Raw genomic sequence first — 22788 nt, 5'->3', positions numbered from 1 at the left:
GATGTAGTGAGGCAACGTGGGGGCAAGCCCCCAGACCCCCGCCAAGGGGGCCGGATGCCGGACCGGGTGACGCTCCGCCCCCGCGATACGGACTGATGTTGTGATGGGGATGTTGCTAACACCGGTTGCTAACCGCGAGTTGGATTCGGTCGGACGAAACCCCGTCTCGGCCCGCTCAAATCGGGGGTCGACGAGGCGATCTGAACGCCCTGAACACTGACACGAGTCCTTTGAATCAGGACTAGCGACGTAGGTTCGACTCCTACCCGGGGAGCAGAAATTCTGCTCTGACCTGCGCTTTGATGAGTCAGGTCGCAGATTGTGCTCTTCGGATGGCACACGAGGATGGCACACGGCGGACCTGAATCCGTCCCGAGTCGACTCCAACCCGGGAGCCCTGGCAGCCGAACCCGTGGGCTTGACGACGACCGTCATCTGCTCCCGATCTACCAGAGGTCCTGGTGGAAACCGATCAAGCTGGTGGCCAGCATGATGGCCTGTACGGCGTTGCTCGCCGTCAGCTGAGCGGGGCGAAGGTGAACCGTGGCGTTGCGGTTGAATACGTCGTGGTCAGCCATCAGCCATGTCTTGTTGTGCACTACTGGGACGGGCAGGAAGAAGAACCATTCGCGCCACGGACGTCCTTGGACGAAGGCAACGCCATCGGCTGGGTTCTTGATCTGTCCCTGATGCTCGTACATGCCAACGAGACTGTCCATAACCACTGTTGCCAGCGCCTGAGCGGCTTCAGGGTGTCCGTCGCCGTACGCGTTGATTGCCTTTCGGATGAACGCGCCGTGCTCGAGGAGTTCAGCGTCTACACAAAGCCCGACGACGTCGGTGCATGTCTCAAAAATTGGGCCGGCTCGCTCAATCAGCACTCTGCACCGCGCGGCGCGATCTTCCGCCGCGAGCAGCAGGCCAATCGTCTCCCCGTCAGGGACGAGGCAGAACGGCATACCCTCATGTCGCATTAGGTCTTCTAGATCGGCCACATCATGAGGCTCGTCTCGCAGGTTGCGTGGGCGAAATCGGTCGCGCAGATCCTCCAGATCGAGTTCACGGATCTGCTGAAGGAGCGAACCGAGAGTGTGTGAGGGGACAAAGCCGAGCTGCGGCAACCGGACTTGGCTGAGTGCCGCCAGCTGAGTCGGTTGTGGGACTCTGAAGTCGAACTGCGGGATAGTGTGGAACTTCGGGAGGTATGTGACCTTGTTGATCGCTGCTCCCAGTTGTGCCGACGGCCCAATCTTTGCGACGAGGTCGGTGATCCGAGAGTACGGCGAGACCGCACTTATCGGGCCTGCAAACTGGGCAGCCGGGATCCCGAAGTCGAGTTTCGGAGCGGCGCTCAACTTTGGGACGTCGACCTTGCTGGCTGCTGCCAGCTTGGACCACGGAGACCCGACGTCGATTTTTGGAATGACGTTCCATCTTGGGACGTCGACTTTGATGGCTGCTTCCAGTTGGCTCAGGGGCGCCCCATAGGCTGCCGCCGGAAAGTAGCCAGCCTTTCGGATAGCTTCTGCTAGATGTGCCGAGGGCTCGGTCATTCTGATGGCATCGCCAACACTCGACGATGAGAGCGAGGTCTTGTCTGGCGGCCCAGTGCGGGAGGGAATGTCGGGCGAGACCGAACTTGTCTCCTCGTCGGCTTCAGGCGAATCTGGCGTGGCGTTCGATTGAGTCATGACGCTGATATCCCCCCGTAGGTGTTGTGGGCCACACCGTAGCGGTGCGCACCGACAAATCAGGCTGGAATTCGCGCGCCAGCGTCACCAAAGCCGCTGAGATACGCACGATGGTGACGCACGCCGCACTCCCGCGGGTGCGTCGTGATCCCGCCCAGAGGGGCTGCGGTCAACCTCGGTGGCCTTCAGTCCGCTTGATGGCGGGTTAAACGGCATCCGCGAACAACGCGCCATCCGCTCTTCGGCTCCTCTCACGTACTGTGCGCCACTCAGTTGCACTCGTTCACGCTCAGGGGCAGGTGAGGGCGTGCCTTTGAACAGGACTAGCGACGTAGGTTCGACTCCTACCCGGGGAGCCACAGCCGCCTTGAATTGCACGCAGGTAGATCGAGGCGCGGTTCACCCGGCTGAGTGGCACACGAGCGGCACACGACGTATCAGCGATGAGGTTCGAGCCCCCTCACGCGACACGTGGGGCCGCTCGAAGCAACCCGTTGATGAACGGGTATCACCGGGGTCAGCGACGGTTTGGTGCTGGTCGGTCCGTGCGGAACCTTAGCGGTCGTGCGTCCGCCAGCGGCCCCGCGACTGGAAGTATTCGGGAGCTTCAGGCGTCTCGTTGAACTCCAGGAGGCCGCCGACCTTCTCCATCAGTAGCTCCCGCACCTCAGCCGGGGTTGCGAAGAAGAACTCCCGGCGTTCGTTGACGAAGTTCACTCGTCTGTCCGCGAATGCCTTGTGCAGCTCGTTCTCCAGAGTCACTGCGTCGTCAGAGAAGAACAGGGCGTGAGTGTCGTAGAGGAACGGCACGGATGCGTCGCCGAGCTCACGGACTCGGTCGCGCGGTTCTAGGCGCCGCGTCATGCCTATCTTGACGATGTTGGGACCGAGGGCGCCGATGTTGGAGATGACGTAGATGTACCCGGCTCGGATGTTCGCGGCTCGGTAGTCGTTCGCCTCGATGGCCTTTTCGATCTGCGTCAGTCGGCTCGCAAGTTCGTCTGCGGCCGTGTTGTCACCCTTCGCTCGGAGCTGTTGCAACACGCCCTCGTAGTGTGCCTTCTCTTTGTCGAGGCGCTCGCGTTCAGCAGCGAGTTCTTGCTCAGCCTTGCGCTGCTCGCGCAGGCGCGCGCGCTCTTCACGGGCTTGCTCCTTCTCCTCCTGGACTTTCATCTGATAGTCCGCGGTGAGCTCGAGTTCTTCGACGCGCAGTTGGTGATAGTCAGGGTTGACCCGCATCTCCATGATGAGGCCAAGTCGCTCGATGGACTTCATCGACTTCTCGAGGCGCTTCTTCGCCGTGGAGATGTTGCCGTGACGCAAGCTGCGGACGCAGTTGTCGGCCTCCGCGTTATATGCGCGGAGCATGAGCTTGGACAGGTCGGTGACCATCTTGCGGCCTCTGGCCAGCGACCCGTCGAAAGTGAACAGGTCAGCAGCGAGGACGGCCCGATTCGCTTTCACGAGTTCGTCGATGCGGACATTGATGTCGGTCAACCGGTCCTTGTACGCAGCGGCGTCCTCGAGCGGATGGTGGTAGCGATAGATGCCGACGTCTTGCAGGACGCGCTGATCGTTGAGGTCGACGATGTCACTGCCATCAGCCCGGGCGAGCGCCGCCTCGAGTTCTGCGATGCGGCGCAGCAGTGCGCTGCTGTCCGTTGGGGGCGGGACTGGCGTGATCGGGGGTGTCGGCTCGCTAAAAGCCGGAGGTGCGGGTTGGTGCTCGCCCGGCGGGCGCTCTGGCGGTTCGAGCGGGAACACGGACGTCGGGGGCCGCGCCGCCACCTGCGCGACGCTGGGGTTTGAAGCAACGGTGAAGTGGGAGCCGGTCTCTGGGGGCGCCGTGTCCCCTTCGGGAACCCAGAGCTGCCAGTCCTTGGGCATCGGCGGCCAAGAAGGGTCCGGCTTCCATCCAGGTGGCGGGACCCAGCCATCGGGCGGCTGTGGCCAGCCGGGAGGCGGGTTGAAACGCATCACTGGTCCCGCTGCCGGACGCCACGGCTGGTGTCGGCCGGCGCGAGGTCAAACGGAGACTTCGACACCGCAGCACCAAGGTGGTCGAGCGTGGCCTTCGGGACGACCTTGGCAAGGTCGAAGGAGTTGAACGTATCCCGGTCGGCGGCGACGATCACGAGCGGTACGTACTTGGGCTGTCCGGTAGCCGGAGCGATGGTGTTGGTGCCGACGGTCAGTGCAACGGAGCGGATCTTGCCAACCCGGTCGGCCTCGAACACCTCGTGCATCGTGCGAAGCGCGACCTGGTGAACGGCAGCGGTGTATCGGTCCTTCTGCGCCTTAGCAGCCAGCTGGGTAGTGGCGATCTCGTCTTTCGCCTTGATGTACTTGTACTCCTTGACCGTCGGCACTGCCGATGGTTCTGGGATGTCGACCTTGAGGGTGAGTTCGCGAGTCGGAAGATCGAAGCTGTAGTCGTGATCGACTGGGAAGGCGTCGGGATAGACGGAGTTCGCCAGGACGATGCCGACGTAGTCGCGAACGGCGTACTCAACGTCGAATGCGAGGTCATTGATGAATTTTGTGAGTTCTTCGTTCTTCGCGGCAACATCTGCTTCGCGCTGGACGCATTCGCCTCGATAGGCGGCCTCGGCCTCCGCGAGCCTCGCAAGCCGTTCGGCTTCGGCCTGCTCGCGCTTTGCCAGTGCGGCGGCGTGCTCTTCGTAGGACTTGGCGCACTGCTCGTGCCAGACCGCAACAGCCTGCTGGTGCGCAGCTTGGGCGGCAGCGAGGGCCTCGGCATGTTTCCTTTTCCCGCCGAAGGCGCCGGCAAGCCCCTTCGGCGTGGCTGGCTCCACGTACGGCGGCGGGGGAGGCGGATACACGAGGTCAGGAACCGACGGAGTAGGGGTGCCGAGCCTGCCGGGATCAAACGGTGGATGCTCAGCGATCGCCTTCAGGGACTCCAAGTCGACGTAGTCGTCAATGCCCAGGGTCCAGGACAGGAGGCTGTCGATATCGTCGTAGGACGACTTGAGTTCCTTGTTGAGCGCCTCGACCTCCGCGGTCCGGGCCTCGAGATAAAGACGTGTGGCTTCTTTCTCGGCTTCCTTGCGCTGTGCCTCAGATGCTCGTGCAGCCGCGGCGCGGGCGCGCTCGGCGGCCTTCACCGCTCGTTCATGGTCGCGGACGGCGGCGTTGTGGGCTCGGACCGCCTGTGCTTCTTGCTGGCGGCGGCGCTTCTCTGCCTGCTGCGCCTGGTAATTGATCTCGGCGAAGAACCCGCGCTTTGCCATCACCGCACCCTTCAGAAACCACTCTCGGGGACAACAGCACCGTAGTCCCGCGGAAGCGTTATCTGCAGGAGATTTCCCAGGTCATTCTGCGATCCTGAGCTCATTTGTTGCCAGGACTGGTTGGCGAGGGCTGAATGCTTTGAACCACGACCAGCGACGATGGCTCGATTGCTTGCAGGAGATAGAAACTATCGATGGGTCTACCGCGCCCGCGTCCGCGACCGCCGCGCGGTCGCATAGGCCGGCGCACGCAGGCGGCGGTGCCAGTCGTAGATCTCGAGACCGGGCGGTGGTGACTGGGTCGGGTCGAAGGAGAGCAGGGGGTCGGGGGCTGAATCGGTGGTCAGATCTAGCCGTGCGAACGTCGACCAGTCCGTCCCAGCCCCTGCCCACATCAGCAGCCAGGTGGCGTCGTCTATGGCTTGCGCACCGAGCCACACCGGGCCGATGGGTGTGCGGTAGGGGAGCAGGGTGCTGAAGAAACCGCTGGTCAGGCGGGTCCTCGGAGCCAATAGGAAGCGGGTCCAGCGACCGCGGCCGGTGGTGGCGAAGAGGATGTCGGCGTGGTTGCCGTCGGCAAGCGGTACGCGCAGGGCGAGGCCGTTGATGTCAGGCGCCGACTCGGGCAGGCCCACGGCGCGGGAGAGGCGTATCAGGACCTCGTCCGAGCCACCCTCGTCCAGGAACGCAGCGCCTGTGGTGGCTCCTGGGCGCCGGTGGAGCGTGGCCAGGTGCACGGCGCCTTGAGGATGGAGGGGCTTGTCCGCGGGTCGAAGACGAGCGACGGCGGCGACGGCGGTCTGCAGCACGCGGCCGCCCGCTCGGGCCAGCGGGCCGGTGGCGGCGGGAGCCACCTGGTCTGGTGCGGCTCGGCGGCTGAACATGGTCACCTCTGGTGGCAGGCAGAAGGAATGTCGACGATCGGACCGGTACCCCGTGGGCAGCGACGTCAGACGACATGGCGGTGGAGGAAGCCGCGAAGGATGTCGTTGAACGCCTCCGGCGCCTGGAGGTTGCTGACGTGGCCGCAGTCGGGGATGACAGCGAGGTCGGCGCCGGGGACCCGCCGCTCGAACTCGCGGGCGACGGACAGCGGCGACCGGGCGTCGAGGGCGCCCCAGACGAGCTGGGTGGGCACCTGGATCGTGGGGAGGACCTCGTTCAGGTCGGCAGACGCCATGGCGGTGAGGGCGGTGAGCATGCTGTCGCGGCGTACGTCTGCGGTCATCGCCTCGTGGAGGGGCACGACCTCCGCCGGCGGAGTGCCGGCGAAGAGGCCGGGCAACGTCGGGTCGAAGAGGTCGGCGGGCTGTGCGCGCAGGGCCGCGAGCCGGGCGTCGGCCTCCCCGGCGCCGAGCGAGCCGCGCCAGCCGGCGTACCCGTCAGCCAGGACGAGGCTGCCGGCGAGGGTGGGGTGGCGGCGGTAGAGCTCGAGGATGACCGTGACTCCCCAGGAGAGCCCGACGAGAGTGCAGCCAGAGATGCCCAGGGCGCGGATCAGGCCTGCCAGGGAGTCGGCGTAGTCGGCCAAGGAGAAGTCACGCGGTACGTCGGCAGAGCCGCCCGCACCCGGCTCGTCCCACGCGATGATGGTGAGCTCGTCGGACAGAGCGTCGAGCTGGGGCGTCCAGGCACGGCTGTCCTGGGCGCCGCCGTGCACGAACACGACCGGCGGCCCGGTGCCCGCTCGCCTGAAGGCCAGCCGGAACCCGTCGATCTCGATGAGATCCATGATCCGACGCTAGCCCGGAAATCCCGGATCGGCTTGGTACATAGGGCAACAATGGCCACGCCTTGTTCATCTTCGTGTAAGGTCGCCGGGCTTCCTGTGATGTCTGCGTGTCGCGTTGGTGATTCCGGAGATGAGTGGGGAGACATGGATACTGGCCTGTATCAGGGCCGTGGGGGAGCAGGGTGTAAAGTCGCCCAAACTACTCGACAAACACTTGGAGGAAGCGTGGGCATGGAACCGGTCATCGGTTACGTTCCTGGCGTGTTCGATCTCTTCCACATCGGCCACCTCAACATGCTGCGCCAGGCGCGAGAGCGCTGCGACACGTTGATCGCGGGTGTGGTCTCCGACGAGGTCTGTGAGGCGACGAAGGGGATCATCCCCACCGTCCCGCTCGTCGAGCGACTGGAGATCGTCGAGGCGATCGGGATCGTGGACGCGGTCTACGCCGAGCGCACCACCGACAAGGTCGACTCCTGGCGCGAGGTCGGGTTCACCCACCTCTTCAAGGGTGACGACTGGAAGGGCACCGAGAAGGGCGACGCGCTCGAGAAGAAGATGGCGTCGGTCGGTGTCGAGGTCATCTACTTCCCCTACACGCTCCAGACCAGCAGCACCGCTCTGCGCAAGGCCATTGCGCGAGAGGACGCCCAGGTCTCGTGACCGTGAGTGCCCCCACCTCTGGCGGACAGTTCGAGATCTCCGACGACGGTGTCCTCGTACGCGACACCTCGACGCCGGTCCTGATCCTCTCCGTCGACGGTCAGTACGTCTGGTCGCTCACCCCCGCCCGCGACGGTCACCCGGTCGACGGCGGCACCCTGGTGCCGTGGCCGACCGTGCTCACGCGTTTCCTCGACGGCTCGGCGACGATCACCATCGCCGACTACGACGGCGAGGTGCTCTTCGAGGAGAAGATCGCCCTCGGCTCCGGTGAGGGTTCGATCTCGATCGTCGACGGCAGCGGCAACCCGCTCAGCGTCGACAAGGTCGGCCACCTGACCCGCTCCTTCGAGGCGACCGACGAGTCGATCCGCGCCGAGATCCTCGAGGGCACCCAGCGGGTCCTCGCCGACCTGCGCGACGTGGTCGGCGTGGAGGCCTACCTCAACTACGGCGCGCTCCTCGGCGCGATCCGCGAGGGCCGGATGCTCGGGCACGACTCCGACACCGACGTCTGCTACCTCTCCAAGCACACCTACCCGGCCGACATCATCACCGAGTCGTACGCCATCGAGCGCATCATGCGCGAGCGTGGCTGGAGCCTCCTGCGGATGTCCGGCGGCGACATCAAGATCCTCCTCGAGGTCTCCGACGGCCGCAAGGTGCACATCGACATCTTCGTGGCCTTCTACGTCCCCGACAAGGACGGCGAGCCGGTCTTCTATCAGCTCGGCAACCGCTCCGGGCGGCTGCGCCGCGAGGCGATCCTGCCGGTCTCGACGATCAACCTGCACGGCTACGACTTCCCGGCTCCCGCCGAGCCCGAGGAGATGCTGGCCTTCATCTACGGTCCGAAGTGGCGCACCCCGGACCCGTCGTTCAAGTACGCCGACCCGCCCGCCGGCGTACGCCGTCTGGACGGCTGGCTGCGCGGTTTCCGCACCGACATGGGGGCGTGGACCGAGTTCCACAACACCTACAGCAACGACCTCGAGTCCAAGCAGTCCTACTTCGCCCTCTGGGTCAACAAGCAACTGCCCGAGGACGCCAAGATCGTCGACCTCGGCTCCGGCGCGGTCGGCCGCGACGGCCGTTTCTTCGCCCGCAAGGGCCACCCGGTGTGGTCGGTGGACTTCTCCCGCGCAGCCGTGGCCTCCGTACGCCGCCGCGCGGAGCGTCACAAGCTGCCGCTGGTCTCCGAGCAGCTGATCCTCGGCGAGCTCCGCTCGACGCTGACCATGGGTGCGCGGCTGGCCCGCGACCCCCACCACCTCTACGCCCGCGACCTGGTCGGCTGCCTCGACGACGCCGCGCGCAAGCAGCTCTGGCTCCTCTCGAAGATGGCGCTGCGTCCCGGCGGCGGCAAGCTCTTCCTCCAGTTCGCGATCACCGGCGAGGGCGACCTGCCGTCGCCGAAGCCGGAGGGCCTCGTACGCCGCGTCGACCTCGACCTGGTCCGTGCTGAGATCGAGGCGGCGGGCGGAGTGGTCGAGCACGTCGAGATCATCGACGGTCGGGACATGTTCGACGACCTGATCCCCGGCGTCGCTCGCCTGCGTGCCTCCTGGCCGTCCCTCACAGCTGCAGAAGGAAACTGACATGTCCGACGATTCCAGCATCAAGAACATCGCCCGCGGAGCCCGCGACGCTGCCCGATCGCGTGCCTCGCTGGTGCGCCGCGTCGAGGCCCTCGAGGCCGAGGTGCAGGAGCAGCGTCAGCTCAACCGGCGCGTGGCCGAGCTGACCGACGTGATCGCCGAGCTGCTCATCCCGCTGCAGGACGCCGACAAGGAGAAGGCCGAGAAGATCCTCGCGGAGTACCGCGCGAAGATCTGATCAACCCAGCGCGTCCAATGCCTGCCTGAGGTCGTCGATCCGCTGGGCGAGCCGGCGGCGGGCATCCCCGCCGGGACCCATGTCGGTCCCGACGTCCAGGTCGGCGACCGCCTCCTCCACACCGGCGAGGCGGGAGCGCAGGTCGGCGACGACGTCGACGTCGACGCCGCCGGGGGCGACCGCGCGGCGTTCGTCCAGCGACCTGCGCAGCAGGTCGGCCTGGGTGCTGAGCTTGCGGCTGGCGTGCCACAGGTCGACGAAGACCTGCACCTTCGCCCGCAGCAGCCACGGGTCGAACGGCTTGGCCAGGAAGTCGGCCGCGCCGGTCGCGTAGCCGCGATAGGCGAGGTGGGTGTCGAAGTCGTTCGCGGTCAGGAAGATGATCGGGATGTCCTTGGTGCGCTCGCGGGCCTTGATGCGGGACGCCGTCTCGAAGCCGTCCATGCCGGGCATCTGCGCGTCGAGCAGGATCAGGGCGAAGTCGTCGTGGAGCAGCGCGCGCAGCGCGTCCTCGCCGGAGCCGGCGCGGACGAGCGTCTGGTTGAGCGAGCCGAGGATGGCCTCGAGCGCGACCAGGTTGGCCGCGCGGTCGTCGACCAGCAGGATCTTGGCGCGCGAGCTCGTGGCCGCTCCCACCGGAGCCGCGGTCGTCTCGTTCATGGCAGCCACGTCCGGAACAGCGACAGCAGGTCGGCGACGTCGACCGGCTTGGTGATGTATTCGGAGGCTCCTGCGGCGATGCTGTCCTCCCGGTCGCCCGTCATCGCCTTCGCGGTGAGCGCGATCATCGGCAGGCTCTTGAACTGCGGGATCTCGCGGATGTGACGCATCGCGGTCAGACCGTCCATGCCCGGCATCATGATGTCCATCAGCACCAGGTCGACGTCCGGCTCCCGCTGCAGCGCCTCGATCCCGGCCTCGCCGGACTCCGCGTAGATGACGTCGATGCCGTGCTGCTCGAGGGCGCTGGTGAGCGCGAAGACGTTGCGTACGTCGTCGTCGACGATGAGGATCCTGCGCCCGGCGAACTGGCCGTCGGCGTGGGCCGGCTCGGTGACGTACGTCCGGGGGAGCTGCATCCTGGTGCGGCCCAGCAGCACGCTCACGTCGTCGATCGCCTCCTCGGTGGTCGTCGGCATCTTGAGGGTCATCGCCTCGGCATATCTTTCCAGGCGGTTGCGCTGAGCCCTGGTCACCTCGCCGACTCTGCTCAGCACGACGGGGACACCTTGGGTGCGCTTGTGGGTGCGCATCCAGCGGAGCACGTCGAAGCCACCCTCGGCGAGAGGGAGGTCGAGCACGACACAGTCCACCTCGCGCTCGGTGAAGACCGACCGGGCATCCTCGGACGAGCCGCCGAAGACGGTCTCGACCTCGTCGACCGACCCGAAGAGCGCCTCCATGACCGCGCTGATGTCAGGGCCGGACACGCTGCTGCGGTCACTGAGCACCAGCAGGACCTGGTCGGTCCTCCTGTCCGGCTCGACGTGGCCGTGGTGCTGAGCGTCCGGCTGGGCATCGTGCTGGCTGCCCTCGTGACGATCGTGCTGGTTGTCGTGGTGGTTGTCGTGCTGGTTGTCGTGCTGGCCGGCGCCGACGGGCGGGCCAGGCCACATGTCCGGGTTGATGGTGCTGGTCAGCGGCAGGTACAGCGTGAACGCGCTGCCCTGCCCGGGCTCGCTCTTGACCTGGATCTCGCCACCGATGAGGTGGGCGACCTCGCGGCTGATCGACAGGCCGAGACCGGTGCCGCCGAACTTGCGGCTGATGGTGCCGTCGGCCTGCTGGAACGCCTCGAAGATGACCCGGAGCTTCTCCGGCGGGATGCCGATGCCGGTGTCGACCACCGAGAAGGCGATCACGGCGTCGGCCTGCTGCAGGCTCGGCGTCGAGAACCGCTTGCGGGAGGCGTTGCGGACCACCAGGCGTACCCCGCCGCTGTCGGTGAACTTCACCGCGTTGGAGAGCAGGTTGCGCAGCACCTGCTGGAGACGGTGCTGGTCCGAGCGCAGCCTGGGCGGCACGTCGGGATCGACGTCGACGGCGAAGACCAGGTCCTTCTCCGCGGTCAGCGGCCGGAAGGTCGCCTCGACGTACTCGACCACCGAGGTCACGTCGACGTCGGTGACGTGCACGTCCATCTTCCCGGCCTCGACCTTGGAGAGGTCGAGGATGTCGTTGATGAGCTGGAGGAGGTCGGTGCCGGCTCCGTGGATGGTGCGGGAGTACTCCACCTGGCGTGAGTTGAGGTTGCCGTCGGCGTTGTCGGCCAGCAGCCGGGCCAGGATCAGCAGCGAGTTGAGCGGCGTACGCAGCTCGTGGGACATGTTGGCCAGGAACTCCGACTTGTAGCGTGAGGAGAGGGCGAGCTGCTCGGCGCGCTCCTCCAGGCCGCGGCGAGCATCCTCGATCTCGAGGTTCTTGATCTCGATCGCCCGGTTCTGGTCGGCGAGCTGACGGGCCTTCTCCTCCAGGGCCGCGTTGGTCTGCTGCAGCTCGACCTGCTGGCGCTCGCCCTCGTCCTGCTTGTCCTGGAGCTCGGCGGCCAGACGCTGCGACTCGACCAGCAGCTCCTCGGTGCGAGAGCTGGCCATGATCGCGTTGAGCGAGACCCCGATCGACTCGGCGAGCTGCTCGAGGAACTGCATGTGGACGGTACTGAACGGCCGGAACGAGGCGAGCTCGACGACGCCGATCACCTTCTCCTCGAAGACCACCGGCAGCACCACGACCGAGGTGGGCGATGCCGAGCCGTGGCCGGAGGAGATCCGCAGGAAGCCGGGCGGCACGTCGCGTACGACGATGGGCTGGCGGTCGTAGGCGGCCTGCCCGACCAGACCTTCGCCGACGGCGAAGACGTCGGGTACGTCGGCGCTCGGCTGGTAGCCGTAGGAGGCGATCCGGCGCAGCATCTTCGGGCCGACGTGCTCGGAGGTCTGGTCGGTGAGGAAGATCGACCCCTGCTGGGCACCCACGAGCGGGGTCAGCTCGGAGACGATCAGCCGGGCGACCTCGAGCAGGTCGCGGCCGCCCTGCATGTGGCCGGTGAACCGCGCCAGGTTGGTCTTGAGCCAGTCCTGGTCCTCGTTGGCGCGGGTGGTCTCGCGCAGCGAGTCGATCATCTCGTTGAGGTTGTCCTTCAGCTCGGCAACCTCGCCGGCGGCGCCGACGGTGATCTGCCGGCTGAGGTCGCCCTGGGTCACCGCCGCGGAGACCTCCGCGATCGCGCGCAGCTGCGTGGTCAGTGTCGAGGCGAGCTGGTTGACGTTCTCGGTGAGGCCGCGCCAGGTGCCGGAGACGTCGGCGACCTCGGCCTGGCCGCCGAGCTTGCCCTCGGTGCCGACCTCGCGCGCGACGCGGGTGACCTCGTCGGCGAAGGAGGAGAGCTGGTCGACCATGGTGTTGACGGTGGTCTTCAGCTCGAGGATCTCGCCGCGGGCGTCGACGGTGATCTTCTGGGTGAGGTCGCCGCGGGCGACGGCGGTGGTGACCTGGGCGATGTTGCGGACCTGGTTGGTCAGGTTGGAGGCCATCGAGTTCACCGAGTCGGTGAGGTCCTTCCATGTGCCGGCCACGCCGCGTACGTGTGCCTGGCCGCCCAGCGATCCCTCCGTGCCGACCTCGCGGGCGACGCGGGTGACCTCGTCGGCGAAGGTGCGCAGGGTGTCGACCATCGCGTTGAGGGTGCCCGCCAGGGCGGCGACCTCGCCGCGGGCCTCGATGGAGATCTTCTGGGACAGGTCGCCCTGGGAGACCGCCTTGGCGACCTGGGCGATGCTGCGGACCTGGTTGGTCAGGTTGGAGGCCATCGAGTTCACCGAGAGGGTCAGGTCGCGCCAGGTGCCGGCCACGCCGGGCACCTGGGCCTGGCCGCCGAGCGCGCCCTCGGTGCCGACCTCGCGGGCCACGCGGGTGACCTCGTCGGCGAAGGAGGAGAGCTGGTCGACCATGGTGTTGATGGTCGACTTGAGCTCGAGGATCTCGCCGCGGGCGTCGACGGTGATCTTCTGGGTGAGGTCGCCGCGGGCGACGGCGGTGGTGACCTGGGCGATGTTGCGCACCTGGTCGGTCAGGTTGGACGCCATCGAGTTGACGGAGTCGGTGAGGTCCTTCCAGGTGCCGGAGACGTCGTGCACGTCGGCCTGGCCGCCCAGACGTCCTTCGGTGCCGACCTCCTTGGCGACCCGGGTGACCTCCGCGGCGAAGGAGGAGAGCTGGTCGACCATGGTGTTGACCGTGGACTTGAGCTCGAGGATCTCGCCGCGGGCGTCGACGGTGATCTTTCTGGTCAGGTCGCCGCCGGCGACGGCGGTGGTCACCTCGGCGATGTTGCGCACCTGAGCGGTCAGCGTGCCGGCCATGAAGTTGACCGAGTCGGTCAGGTCGCGCCAGGTGCCGGAGACGCCCGGCACCGCGGCCTGGCCGCCCAGCTGCCCCTCGCCGCCCACCTCGCGGGCGACGCGGGTGACCTCGTCGGCGAAGGCGGAGAGCTGGTCGACCATGGTGTTGACGGTGGTCTTGAGCTCGGCGAGCTCGCCGCGTACGTCGACGGTGATCTTCTGGGAGAGGTCGCCCTGCGCGACGGCGGTGGTGACCTGGGCGATGTTGCGGACCTGGTTGGTCAGGTTGCTCGCCATCCAGTTCACCGAGTCGGTGAGGTCCTTCCAGCGTCCGCCGACCCCCGGCACCTCCGCCTGGCCGCCGAGGATGCCCTCGGTGCCGACCTCCTTGGCGACGCGGGTGACCTCGTCGGCGAAGGCGGAGAGCTGGTCGACCATGGTGTTGACGGTGGTCTTGAGCTCGGCGAGCTCACCGCGTACGTCGACGGTGATCTTCTGGGACAGGTCGCCGCCGGCGACCGCGGTGGTGACCTGGGCGATGTCGCGGACCTGGTTGGTCAGGTTGGAGGCCATCGAGTTCACCGAGTCGGTGAGATCCTTCCAGCGGCCGGCGACGCCGGGGACCTCCGCCTGGCCGCCGAGGATGCCCTCGGTGCCGACCTCCTTGGCGACGCGGGTGACCTCGTCGGCGAAGGTCTGCAGGGTGGCGGTCATCGAGTTGAGCGTCTCGGCGAGCTCGGCGACCTCGCCTCGCGCGGTGACGGTGATCTGCTGGGAGAGGTCGCCGAGGGCGACGGCCTTGGCCACCGAGGAGATCCCACGCACCTGGGAGGTCAGGTTGGAGGCCATCGTGTTGACCGAGTCGGTCAGGTCGCGCCAGGTGCCGGAGACGCCGCGCACATCCGCCTGACCGCCGAGGCGGCCCTCGGTGCCGACCTCGCGGGCGACGCGGGTGACCTCGGCGGCGAAGCCGGAGAGCTGGCCGACCATCCGGTCGACGGTCTCCTTCAGCTGGGCCATCTCGCCGGAGACCTCGATGGTCACCGTGCGGGTCAGGTCGCCGTTGGCGACCGCGGTGGTGACCTCGGCGATGTCGCGCACCTGCGCGGTCAGCCGCGAGGACATGGTGTTGACCGCGTCGATGAGGTCGCGCCAGGTGCCGGTGGCGTTGCGCACCCGCGCGCGGCCGCCGAGCTTGCCCTCGGTGCCGACCTCGCGGGTGACCCGGGCGATCTCCTCGGTTATCGTGGCGAGCTGGGCGACCAGGCCGTTCACGCTCTTGGCGACCAGCAGCGGGTCGCCCTTGAGGGCGCGGCTGCCGTTGCGTACGGCCATGGTCTGGGTGAGGTCGCCGGCGGAGACGGCGGCGACGACGCGGGCGATCTCGGCGGTCGGGCGGACCAGGTCGTCGACCAGGCCGTTGGCGTCCTCGACCGCACCTGCCCAGGCGCCGCCGCCGATGCTCGGCCGGAGCCGTTCGTCGTGATGACCGTCGCGGCCGGCGTCGCGGCGGACGCGGGTGAGCTCGCCGCTGAGCTGGCTCAGCCGCTCGGCGATCTCGTTGTGGAGGGAGGTGAGGTCGCCGAGGGGTCCGTCGACGGGGTCGAGGCGGCCGGTGAAGACACCGTCGCGCATCGCGGTCATCGCGTCCCGGAGGCGGCGCAACGCGACCGTGTCGACCGGCACCGGCTCGGGGAGCGGGATGTCGGTCGATGTCTGCGCCGATGTGTCCAGCGATGAGGACATCTTCGCCTCCTCTCGCGCTGAAAACGCGCGTCTGCTGAAGTCTCGCACTCATCGGGCCGCCGTGGCTGCCAAATGGTCGTCCACCAGCGATTCTGGTAATTCCTTGACCTTCCGCGGGTACCTTCTGCTGATCGGTCCCTCCCGGAGGTCAAACAGGTGCAGAATCAACGATGGCCATGAGCACCGGAGTCAAGACGCTCTCGCGCACCTTCGAACCGGCCCCGACGTCGGTCTCAGAAGCGCGCCGTTTCGCGCGCCGGGTGCTGGCCGACTGGGGCTTCGAGGACCTGCTCGACGACGCCGTCCTGCTGACCAGCGAGCTCGTCACCAACGCGGTCACCCACGCCGGCACGCCGATGACCGTCGCGGTCGTACGTGAGGCCGACCGGGTCCGCATCGACGTCGTCGACCAGCACCCGACCCGGGTGCTCCCGGTCGGTGCCAACGCCCGGCCAGGGATCGGCGAGCACGGACGCGGGCTGCTCATCACCTCGGCCCTGGCGACGGCCTGGGGAGTGGAGTATCGCAAGGACCACAAACGCGTCTGGGCCGCGTTCGCGCTGGTGGAGGAGGCCCTCGGCCCCGAGGACTCGACCGATGGCAGCCCCTTCGACCAGGTCGTACGCCGCAGGCCGCCGTCCTCCGACGCCGGCCCGGACCCGCTGGGGCTGGGCGGGCTCGCGCTCAACCAGCTCCCGCTGACGGACATGCTGCAGCTGGTGGTGGACCAGACCCGGGAGCGCTTCGCCGCCGACGCTGCGTACCTGCTGCTCGAGGACGAGATGGAGGACCGCTTCGTGGTCTCGGCCACGAGCGGCACGGCGGCGCCGCTGCAGGGGCGGAGCGTGCGTCGCGGCGAGGCGGGAGCGCCGAGCCTGAAGGCCGCCTTCCGGCCGCTCGCGATCAACGACCTGCGCGCGACGCCGGTCGAGCTGCTCCGTGGTCTCGACCTGCGCTCGCTGACGACCGCGCCGGTCGCCTTCGACGGCCGGGTGATCGGCACGCTGGCGGTCGCCCGGTCCGACGCCGCCGGGTTCACCACCGAGCACGGGGCACAGCTGCAGCGGGTCGCCGACTGGGCCGCGCCGAGCGTCGATCGCGCCTCCACCCGGGCGGCCGACGGTGAGCGGCGGGCATGGCTGGCGTACCAGGCGGAGGCGAGCGTCATGCTCGCCTCCTCTCTCGATCTGGAGACGACGACCGCGATGACCGGGCAGATCCTGGTGCCGCGGCTGGCCACCTGGTGCGGCATCTACCTCAACGACGCGCGTGACCAGCCCCGGCTCCAGTTCGCCTGGCACGCCGACGAGCAGCAGCTCGACGCGGTGCAGGCGGCCCTGGAGGCGGCGGAGCCGGAGACCAGCGGTGCTCCCGCCGCGCCCGACGTCCAGGGTGAGATCGCGGTGCTCCCGCTGGAGGTGCGCAACCGGGTGATCGGCTGGCTCACGCTCGGCAGGCCCGAGGGTGAGCCGCTGCGCCGGGAGCGGCTGCTGGTGGCGCAGTCGCTGACGCGGCGGGCCGCGCTGGCCATCGACAACGCTCGCGCCCACACCGAGCTCCAGGACATCGGCCAGTCGCTGCAGCGCAGCCTGCTCCCGGCCGTACTCCCGGAGATCCCCGGCATCGACATCGGCGTGGGCTACGAGCCGACCGGGGAGTTCAACGACGCGGGCGGCGACTTCTACGACGTCTTCACGCTCGGCTCAGGCCGCTGGGGGTTCATGGTCGGCGACGTGTGCGGGGTCGGGACCGAAGCGGCTGCGGTTGCCGGCATGTCGCGCCACACCGTCCGCGCCCTGATGCGCGCAGGCATCCCGATCGCGCCGACGCTGGAGCGCCTCAACGCGGCCATCGGCGACGAGGGGCCGCGCGGGAGGTTCATCACGATGGTGTGCGGAACGATCGAGGTCTCCGCCGCCTCGCGGGTCCGGCTGCGCCTCGTCTGCGCCGGCCACCCGCCACCGTTCCTCGTCGACCGCTCGCGGCCCGGCGCGCCCGTGCGCCGGGTCGGCAGACCGCAGTCGCTGCTCGGCGTGCTGGACACGGTCGACTACATCGAGGAGGACGTGACGGTGGAGCGCGGTGACCGGATCGTCATCGTCACCGACGGGATCCTCGAGCGGCGCGCGGACGACCTGATGTTCGAGGAGTCCGGCGTCGAGGCCGCGCTCTCCGGGAGCCTGGACGCGGGCGCGCAGGCCACCGCCGACCAGCTCCTCAGAGCCGTCACCGAGTTCTCCGCCGTGCCCCACTACGACGACATGGCCGTCCTCGTGCTCGACCTCGGCAAGGGCACGCCCCAGCTGTCCGCGCCTAGGGAGCGCTGAACTCCTCGTTGCCGAGCACGGCGAGCAGCTGGATCTTCTCCTCCGCCTCGCTGCCCGGCACCGGGGTCAGCACCAGCAGCGCCTGACCCATCTCCTGGGTGAACAGCACCTGGCAGTCGACGTCGATGCGGCCGACCTGAGGATGGACCAGGGTCTTGTGGTCCTCGAACCGGTGGCCGACCTCGTGGCGCTCCCACAGCTCGCGGAACTCCTCGGACCGCTCGAGCAGCACGCGGACGACCTCGCCGGCGCGGGAGTGCTCGCCGAGGCTGCCGTACGCCATCCGCAGGGTCGCGACGAGACCGCGGGCATGGGTCTCGTGGAACTCCGGTGGATAGACGCCGCGCGTCGAGGGGTCGGTGAACCAGCGGTACGCCTCGCTGCGGTCCAGGCCGGTCAGGCCGGTGCGGTCGCCGAAGATCGTGGTCGCCAGCCGGTTCGCGACCAGCGTCTCGTTGAGCGCGGACAGGATCAGCGCGGGCGTGTCCTCGAGCCGGTCGAGCACCCGCAGCAGCGCCGGGGCGACATGGCCGTCCTCGACCGTACGCCGCGGAGCGTTGTGACCGGCCAGCCGGTAGAGATGGTCGCGCTCGTCGACGGTGAGGCGCAGCGCGCGGGCGAGCGCGGCGAGCATCTGGTCGGAGGGCTGCGGGCCGCGCTGCTGCTCGAGACGGACGTAGTAGTCGGTCGACATCCCGGTCAGGGTGGCGACCTCCTCGCGGCGCAGGCCGGGCGTACGTCGCCGCGGCCCGGCGATCAGGCCGACGTCCTGCGGGCGGAGCGCCTCCCTGCGGCGGCGGAGGAAGTCGGCGAGCGCGGCACGGTCCATGGTCACCATCATGCGGGCTGCCTGCGGCCGCAACCACGGATCGCCGGTCCCATGATCACCGGGTCTCTCCCGCCGGACCTTCGGCGGTCGCAGGGTGGAGGCATGAACATCACCGGAAACACCATCTTCATCCCCGGGGCGACCTCCGGGATCGGACTCGCTCTCGCGCTGCGGCTGAAGGAGCGCGGCAACACCGTCGTCATCGGCGGGCGGCGTACGTCGCTGCTCGAAGAGCTCGCAGAGGCGCACGGCTTCGGCACCGTGCGCATCGACACCTCCGACGCGGCCTCGATCGTCGAGGCGACCGCCGAGGTGACCCGCAGCCACCCGGACCTGAACGTGCTCGTCGCGATGGCGGGGATCATGCGGGCCGAGGACTGGACCACGCCGGACTTCCTGGCCGACGCCGAGGAGACCGTCGTGACCAACCTGCTCGGGCCGATCCGGCTCGTCCGGGCGCTGGTGCCTCACCTGCGGCAGCGACCGGGCGCCACGATCGTCACGGTCTCCTCCGGGCTGGCGCACACGCCGCTGCGGTTCACGCCGACCTACAACGCCACCAAGGCGGCGATCCATCAGCTCTCGGAGACGATCCGGATGCAGCTGGAGCCGATCGGGATCCAGGTCATCGAGCTGGTCCCGCCGGCGGTCCGGACCGCTCTGATGCCGGGCCACGAGAGCGCCGAGCACGCGATGCCGCTCGATGCGTACGTCGACGAGGTGATGGCCCTCCTGGAGGCCGACCCCGAGGCGCACGAGGTGCTCGTGGAGCAGGTCAAGCTGCTGCGCTACGCCGAGGTTCGTGGCGACTACGACCAGATCCTCGGCATCCTCAACGCCGCCGAGGAGCGGGCGCACTGACCCCGGCTCGGCGCCCGGGACGACCGTCCTAGACTGAGGCAACATGAGCGAGCTCACCGTGATCGTGCTGGCCGCCGGCGGCGGCACCCGGATGAAGTCCAAGACTCCCAAGGTGCTCCACCAGATCGCGGGTCGCAGTCTCGTCGGCCATGTGATGGCCGCCGTCTCGGAGGCCGGCGCGTCCCGGGTGGTCACGGTGGTGGGTCACCAGCGCGAGCTGGTCGAGCCCCACATCGCCGAGATCCTGCCCGAGGCCGTGATCGCGGTCCAGGAGGAGCAGCTCGGCACGGCGCACGCGGTGCGGGTCGCGGTCGAGGCCGGCGCGGTCTCCGGCGGCACCGTCCTGGTGACCTACGGTGACACGCCGCTGCTGCGCGGTGAGTCGCTGCGCGCGCTCGTCGCCGACCACGAGGCCGCCGGCCGGGCCGCCACGATCCTCAGCGGGATCGTGCCCGAGCCGTTCGGCTACGGCCGGATCCTGCGTGGCGAGACCGGGGTGAGCGGGATCGTCGAGGAGAAGGACGCCACCGACGAGCAGCGGGCGATCACCGAGATCAACTCGGGGATCATCGCCTTCGACGGGGCGTTCCTGGCCGGCGTACTTCCCCGGATCGGCAACGACAACGCCAAGAAGGAGTTCTACCTCACCGACGCGATCGCGCTCGCCGTCGCCGACGGGCTGGGCGTGGACGCGTACGTGCTCGAGGACGTCACCGAGGCCGAGGGCGCCAACGACCGGGCCCAGCTCGCCGCGCTCGGGAAGATCCTCAACGAGCGGATCGTGACCCGGTGGATGAAGGACGGAGTGACCGTGATGGACCCGGCCACCACCTGGATCGACGCCGACGTCGAGCTCGGCCCGGACGTCACCATCCTGCCCGGCACCCAGCTGATCGGCGCCACCCGGATCGACGAGGACGCGGTGGTCGGACCCGACTGCACGCTGAAGGACACCGAGGTCGGTCACGGCGCCCGGGTGGTGCGTACGCAGGCAGAGCTCGCCGTCGTCGGGCCCGGTGCCGATGTCGGGCCGTTCTCCTACCTGCGCCCCGGCACGGTGCTCGGCGAGGAGGGCAAGATCGGCGGCTTCGTCGAGGTCAAGAACTCCTCCATCGGAGCGGGCGCGAAGGTGCCCCACCTGTCCTACGTCGGCGACGCGACGATCGGGGAGGGCTCCAACATCGGGGCCGGCACGATCTTCGCCAACTACGACGGGGTCGACAAGCACAAGACCCGGATCGGACGGCACGTGAAGTCCGGATCCGGTGTGACGTTCGTCGCCCCGGTGGTGGTGGGGGACGGTGCCGCGACCGGCGGCGAGGCCCTGATCCGCGACGACGTACCTCCCGGCGCACTGGCCGTCTCCGCAGGTCAGCAGCGGATCATCGAGGGCTGGGCGCTGGCTCGGCGCGCAGGCACTCCGCAGGCGGCCGCGGCCGAGGAGGCGCTCGAGGCGGGCGTATCCATCCTGGGTGAACCCTCGTCGACCGGCGAGTGACCTCTGGGGTTGGGCGCGGCGGCGAAGTTGATGCAGAATCCAATTGCAGTGACCCCGGCGGTAGGAGCCAGCAGATGACCAAGCGCACCACCGAGAAGAAGCTGATGCTCTTCAGCGGCCGGGCCCACCCGGTCCTCGCCGAGGAAGTCGCTGACCTCCTTGGGACGAGCCTCACGCCGACGTCGGCCTACGACTTCGCCAACTCCGAGACGTACGTGCGCTACGAGGAGTCGGTGCGTGGTTCTGACGCCTTCGTGCTCCAGTCGCACACGGCCCCGATCAACCAGTGGCTCATGGAGCACCTGATCATGGTCGACGCGCTGAAGCGGGCCTCGGCCAAGCGGATCACCGTCGTGATGCCGTTCTGGGGCTACTCCCGCCAGGACAAGAAGCACCGTGGTCGCGAGCCGATCTCGGCCCGCCTGGTCGCCGACATGTTCAAGACCGCGGGCGCCGACCGGATCATCTCCGTCGACCTCCACGCCGACCAGCTCCAGGGCTACTTCGACGGCCCCGTCGACCACCTGATGGCGCTGCCGCTGCTGACCGACTACATCCAGGAGAAGTACGGCAGCCAGCCGCTCGCCGTCGTCTCTCCCGACGCCGGCCGGATCAAGGTCGCCGAGCGCTGGGCCGCCCGCCTCGGTGGGGCGCCGCTGGCGTTCATCCACAAGACCCGCGACATCGACCGGCCCAACGAGACCGTCGCCAACCGCGTCGTCGGTGACGTCAAGGACCGCATCTGCATCCTCACCGACGACATGATCGACACCGGCGGCACCATCGTGAAGGCCGCCGACGCGATCATGGCCGAGGGCGCCGCCGGCGTGATCATCTGCGCCACCCACGCGATCCTCTCCGACCCCGCCGTCGACCGCCTGAAGAACTGCACCGCCACCGAGGTCGTCATCACCAACACCCTCCCGGTGCCGGAGGAGAAGCAGTTCGACAAGCTCACCACCCTCTCGATCGCGCCCATGGTCGCCCGCGCGATCCGTGAGGTCTTCGAGGACGGCTCGGTCACCTCGATGTTCGACGGCCACGCCTGACGCTCCGGTGGCCGGCGACTTCGAGCTGACGACCGAGGATCTCCAGGTCGTCGCCCGCTACGTCGCCGAGTCCGCCGCGGAGGTCCTCCCGATCTTCGCGGCGGAGTGCCCGGACGACCCCCGCCCACGCCTCGCCCTCGACGCGGCCTGGACCTTCGTAGAGTCCGGTCGCCGTACGAAGCTGCAGCGCGTCACCTCCCTAGACGCCCACCGCGCCGCCAAGTCGGCCCCCTCCGAGGTCGCCCGCCTGGCCGCCAGGTGCGCCGGCGACGCCGCCTCCGCGGCCTACCTCCACCCTCTTCTCAACGCCGCCCAGGTCGGCCACATCCTCCGCGCCCCCGCCACCGTTGCGCGGATCGCCGAGCTCCTCGAAGGTGATGGCGAGGCCGCCCTCGACCGTGCCGTCTCACGCGCGACTCCCGAGCTGATCGACGTCCTCCGTCGCTATCCGGTTGTACCGGTCGGCCAAAGCCCTGTCGCGTCTCTCATGAGCACCCTCGACGCGCGTCTGCGGTGACCCGGCCCTCGGTGGTCGAGCTTGTCGAGACCCCACCACCCGCAGCACCAGCCCCTGTGGTGCTCACCGGTGGTCGAGCTTGTCGAGACCACCCCCCCCCCGAAACGCAGGCCCCGGTGGTGTCCTCCGGAGGTCGAGCTTGTCGAGACCGCCCTCCCGGAAACGTGTCAGGGAAGGCGACTGTGGGCCGCCGACCCGTTCGTGAGGGTCTTCTCGACCCGCCCCGGAGTCAAGGACGGCCTACGGCCGCCGGCTTCGCCGGCCGCTTCGCGGTCCTGGACACCGGGCCAGGTCGAGAAAAGATTTGGCTGGCTATCGGGGCGGCGGCCCGGGTGTGGCCGCGGGGATTCGGTCTCCGGAGCTAGTCACCGGGGGTCGAGCTTGTCGAGACCACCCCCCGCAACACCGGCCCCCGGTGGTGTTCCCGGTGGTCGAGCCTGTCCAG

The 22788-nt window shown here is 68.5% G+C and carries 16 protein-coding genes; 8 read left to right on the top strand and 8 right to left on the bottom strand.

Annotation, left to right across the window (positions count from 1 at the left end):
• Positions 1–446 precede the first annotated feature (446 nt).
• From IEY81_RS23650 to IEY81_RS23630, 5 genes are all read right to left on the bottom strand, one after another.
• Entirely contained in the window at positions 447–1691 is a 1245-nt protein-coding gene (locus IEY81_RS23650; protein ID WP_189120950.1) for a hypothetical protein, read from the bottom strand.
• 555 nt (positions 1692–2246) lie between these two features.
• Complete coding sequence (locus IEY81_RS23645; protein WP_229788128.1) at positions 2247–3578, bottom strand: SNIPE associated domain-containing protein; 1332 nt, start codon at positions 3576–3578, stop codon at positions 2247–2249.
• Between the two features lie 89 nt (positions 3579–3667).
• A complete protein-coding gene (locus IEY81_RS23640) occupies positions 3668–4945 on the bottom strand; it encodes a hypothetical protein (protein WP_229788127.1) in 1278 nt (425 codons plus the stop codon).
• 200 nt (positions 4946–5145) lie between these two features.
• Positions 5146–5829 carry a hypothetical protein gene (locus tag IEY81_RS23635; protein ID WP_189120948.1) on the bottom strand — a complete coding sequence of 228 codons (684 nt, stop codon included), beginning with the start codon at positions 5827–5829 and terminating at the stop codon, positions 5146–5148.
• Between the two features lie 65 nt (positions 5830–5894).
• The gene (locus tag IEY81_RS23630) at positions 5895–6677 is read right to left on the bottom strand and encodes an alpha/beta fold hydrolase (protein ID WP_189120947.1); all 783 of its coding nucleotides are present in this window, start codon (positions 6675–6677) and stop codon (positions 5895–5897) included.
• Positions 6678–6908: 231 nt separating this feature from the next.
• On the opposite strand from IEY81_RS23630, the gene IEY81_RS23625 reads away from it, so the two are divergent.
• The 3 genes from IEY81_RS23625 to IEY81_RS23615 are packed head-to-tail and all read left to right on the top strand — an operon-like array spanning position 6909 to position 9176.
• On the top strand, positions 6909–7340 hold the full coding sequence (locus IEY81_RS23625) for an FAD synthase family protein (protein WP_189120946.1): 432 nt from the start codon (positions 6909–6911) through the stop codon (positions 7338–7340).
• Positions 7341–7342: 2 nt separating this feature from the next.
• Complete coding sequence (locus tag IEY81_RS23620; RefSeq protein WP_229788125.1) at positions 7343–8938, top strand: class I SAM-dependent methyltransferase; 1596 nt, start codon at positions 7343–7345, stop codon at positions 8936–8938.
• A 1-nt stretch (position 8939) separates the two neighbouring features.
• Entirely contained in the window at positions 8940–9176 is a 237-nt protein-coding gene (locus tag IEY81_RS23615) for a DUF6752 domain-containing protein (protein WP_189120944.1), read from the top strand.
• Here IEY81_RS23615 and IEY81_RS23610 read toward each other — a convergent pair whose 3' ends face one another.
• A complete protein-coding gene (locus IEY81_RS23610) occupies positions 9177–9836 on the bottom strand; it encodes a response regulator (protein ID WP_189120943.1) in 660 nt (219 codons plus the stop codon).
• Complete coding sequence (locus IEY81_RS23605) at positions 9833–15262, bottom strand: HAMP domain-containing protein (protein WP_189120942.1); 5430 nt, start codon at positions 15260–15262, stop codon at positions 9833–9835. The genes IEY81_RS23610 and IEY81_RS23605 overlap by 4 nt, the downstream gene beginning before the upstream one ends.
• Positions 15263–15438: 176 nt before the next feature.
• Between IEY81_RS23605 and IEY81_RS23600 the strand changes: the two genes are divergently transcribed.
• On the top strand, positions 15439–17589 hold the full coding sequence (locus IEY81_RS23600) for a SpoIIE family protein phosphatase (RefSeq protein ID WP_189120941.1): 2151 nt from the start codon (positions 15439–15441) through the stop codon (positions 17587–17589).
• Here IEY81_RS23600 and IEY81_RS23595 read toward each other — a convergent pair.
• Entirely contained in the window at positions 17576–18430 is an 855-nt protein-coding gene (locus IEY81_RS23595; protein ID WP_229788124.1) for a helix-turn-helix transcriptional regulator, read from the bottom strand. The two genes, IEY81_RS23600 and IEY81_RS23595, sit on opposite strands and share 14 nt — an antisense overlap.
• Positions 18431–18520: 90 nt before the next feature.
• Here IEY81_RS23595 and IEY81_RS23590 point away from each other — a divergent pair, with 90 nt between their 5' ends.
• From IEY81_RS23590 to IEY81_RS23575, 4 genes are all read left to right on the top strand, one after another.
• Positions 18521–19279 carry an SDR family oxidoreductase gene (locus tag IEY81_RS23590; protein WP_189120940.1) on the top strand — a complete coding sequence of 253 codons (759 nt, stop codon included), beginning with the start codon at positions 18521–18523 and terminating at the stop codon, positions 19277–19279.
• Positions 19280–19322: 43 nt separating this feature from the next.
• Entirely contained in the window at positions 19323–20777 is a 1455-nt protein-coding gene (gene glmU, locus IEY81_RS23585) for a bifunctional UDP-N-acetylglucosamine diphosphorylase/glucosamine-1-phosphate N-acetyltransferase GlmU (protein ID WP_189120939.1), read from the top strand.
• A gap of 74 nt (positions 20778–20851) precedes the next feature.
• Positions 20852–21826 carry a ribose-phosphate diphosphokinase gene (locus tag IEY81_RS23580; RefSeq protein WP_189120938.1) on the top strand — a complete coding sequence of 325 codons (975 nt, stop codon included), beginning with the start codon at positions 20852–20854 and terminating at the stop codon, positions 21824–21826.
• A gap of 7 nt (positions 21827–21833) precedes the next feature.
• Positions 21834–22343 carry a putative immunity protein gene (locus IEY81_RS23575; RefSeq protein WP_189120937.1) on the top strand — a complete coding sequence of 170 codons (510 nt, stop codon included), beginning with the start codon at positions 21834–21836 and terminating at the stop codon, positions 22341–22343.
• Positions 22344–22788 lie beyond the last annotated feature (445 nt).

The organism is Nocardioides luteus (genome assembly GCF_014648595.1).
Lineage (GTDB): Bacteria > Actinomycetota > Actinomycetes > Propionibacteriales > Nocardioidaceae > Nocardioides > Nocardioides luteus.
Note: the sequence above shows the minus strand (reverse complement) of the source record. Positions and strands in the feature narration are given on the sequence as shown.

What these genes read in the sequence shown, in the direction of transcription:
- IEY81_RS23650 (WP_189120950.1), bottom strand. Translation starts at nt 1,691, where the DNA reads ATGACTCAATCGAACGCCACGCCAGATTCGCCTGAAGCCGACGAGGAG.
- IEY81_RS23645 (WP_229788128.1), bottom strand. Translation starts at nt 3,578, where the DNA reads ATGCCCAAGGACTGGCAGCTCTGGGTTCCCGAAGGGGACACGGCGCCC.
- IEY81_RS23640 (WP_229788127.1), bottom strand. Translation starts at nt 4,945, where the DNA reads ATGGCAAAGCGCGGGTTCTTCGCCGAGATCAATTACCAGGCGCAGCAG.
- IEY81_RS23635 (WP_189120948.1), bottom strand. Translation starts at nt 5,829, where the DNA reads ATGTTCAGCCGCCGAGCCGCACCAGACCAGGTGGCTCCCGCCGCCACC.
- IEY81_RS23630 (WP_189120947.1), bottom strand. Translation starts at nt 6,677, where the DNA reads ATGGATCTCATCGAGATCGACGGGTTCCGGCTGGCCTTCAGGCGAGCG.
- IEY81_RS23625 (WP_189120946.1), top strand. Translation starts at nt 6,909, where the DNA reads ATGGAACCGGTCATCGGTTACGTTCCTGGCGTGTTCGATCTCTTCCAC.
- IEY81_RS23615 (WP_189120944.1), top strand. Translation starts at nt 8,940, where the DNA reads ATGTCCGACGATTCCAGCATCAAGAACATCGCCCGCGGAGCCCGCGAC.
- IEY81_RS23610 (WP_189120943.1), bottom strand. Translation starts at nt 9,836, where the DNA reads ATGAACGAGACGACCGCGGCTCCGGTGGGAGCGGCCACGAGCTCGCGC.
- IEY81_RS23605 (WP_189120942.1), bottom strand. Translation starts at nt 15,262, where the DNA reads ATGTCCTCATCGCTGGACACATCGGCGCAGACATCGACCGACATCCCG.
- IEY81_RS23600 (WP_189120941.1), top strand. Translation starts at nt 15,439, where the DNA reads ATGAGCACCGGAGTCAAGACGCTCTCGCGCACCTTCGAACCGGCCCCG.
- IEY81_RS23595 (WP_229788124.1), bottom strand. Translation starts at nt 18,430, where the DNA reads ATGATGGTGACCATGGACCGTGCCGCGCTCGCCGACTTCCTCCGCCGC.
- IEY81_RS23590 (WP_189120940.1), top strand. Translation starts at nt 18,521, where the DNA reads ATGAACATCACCGGAAACACCATCTTCATCCCCGGGGCGACCTCCGGG.
- glmU (WP_189120939.1), top strand. Translation starts at nt 19,323, where the DNA reads ATGAGCGAGCTCACCGTGATCGTGCTGGCCGCCGGCGGCGGCACCCGG.
- IEY81_RS23580 (WP_189120938.1), top strand. Translation starts at nt 20,852, where the DNA reads ATGACCAAGCGCACCACCGAGAAGAAGCTGATGCTCTTCAGCGGCCGG.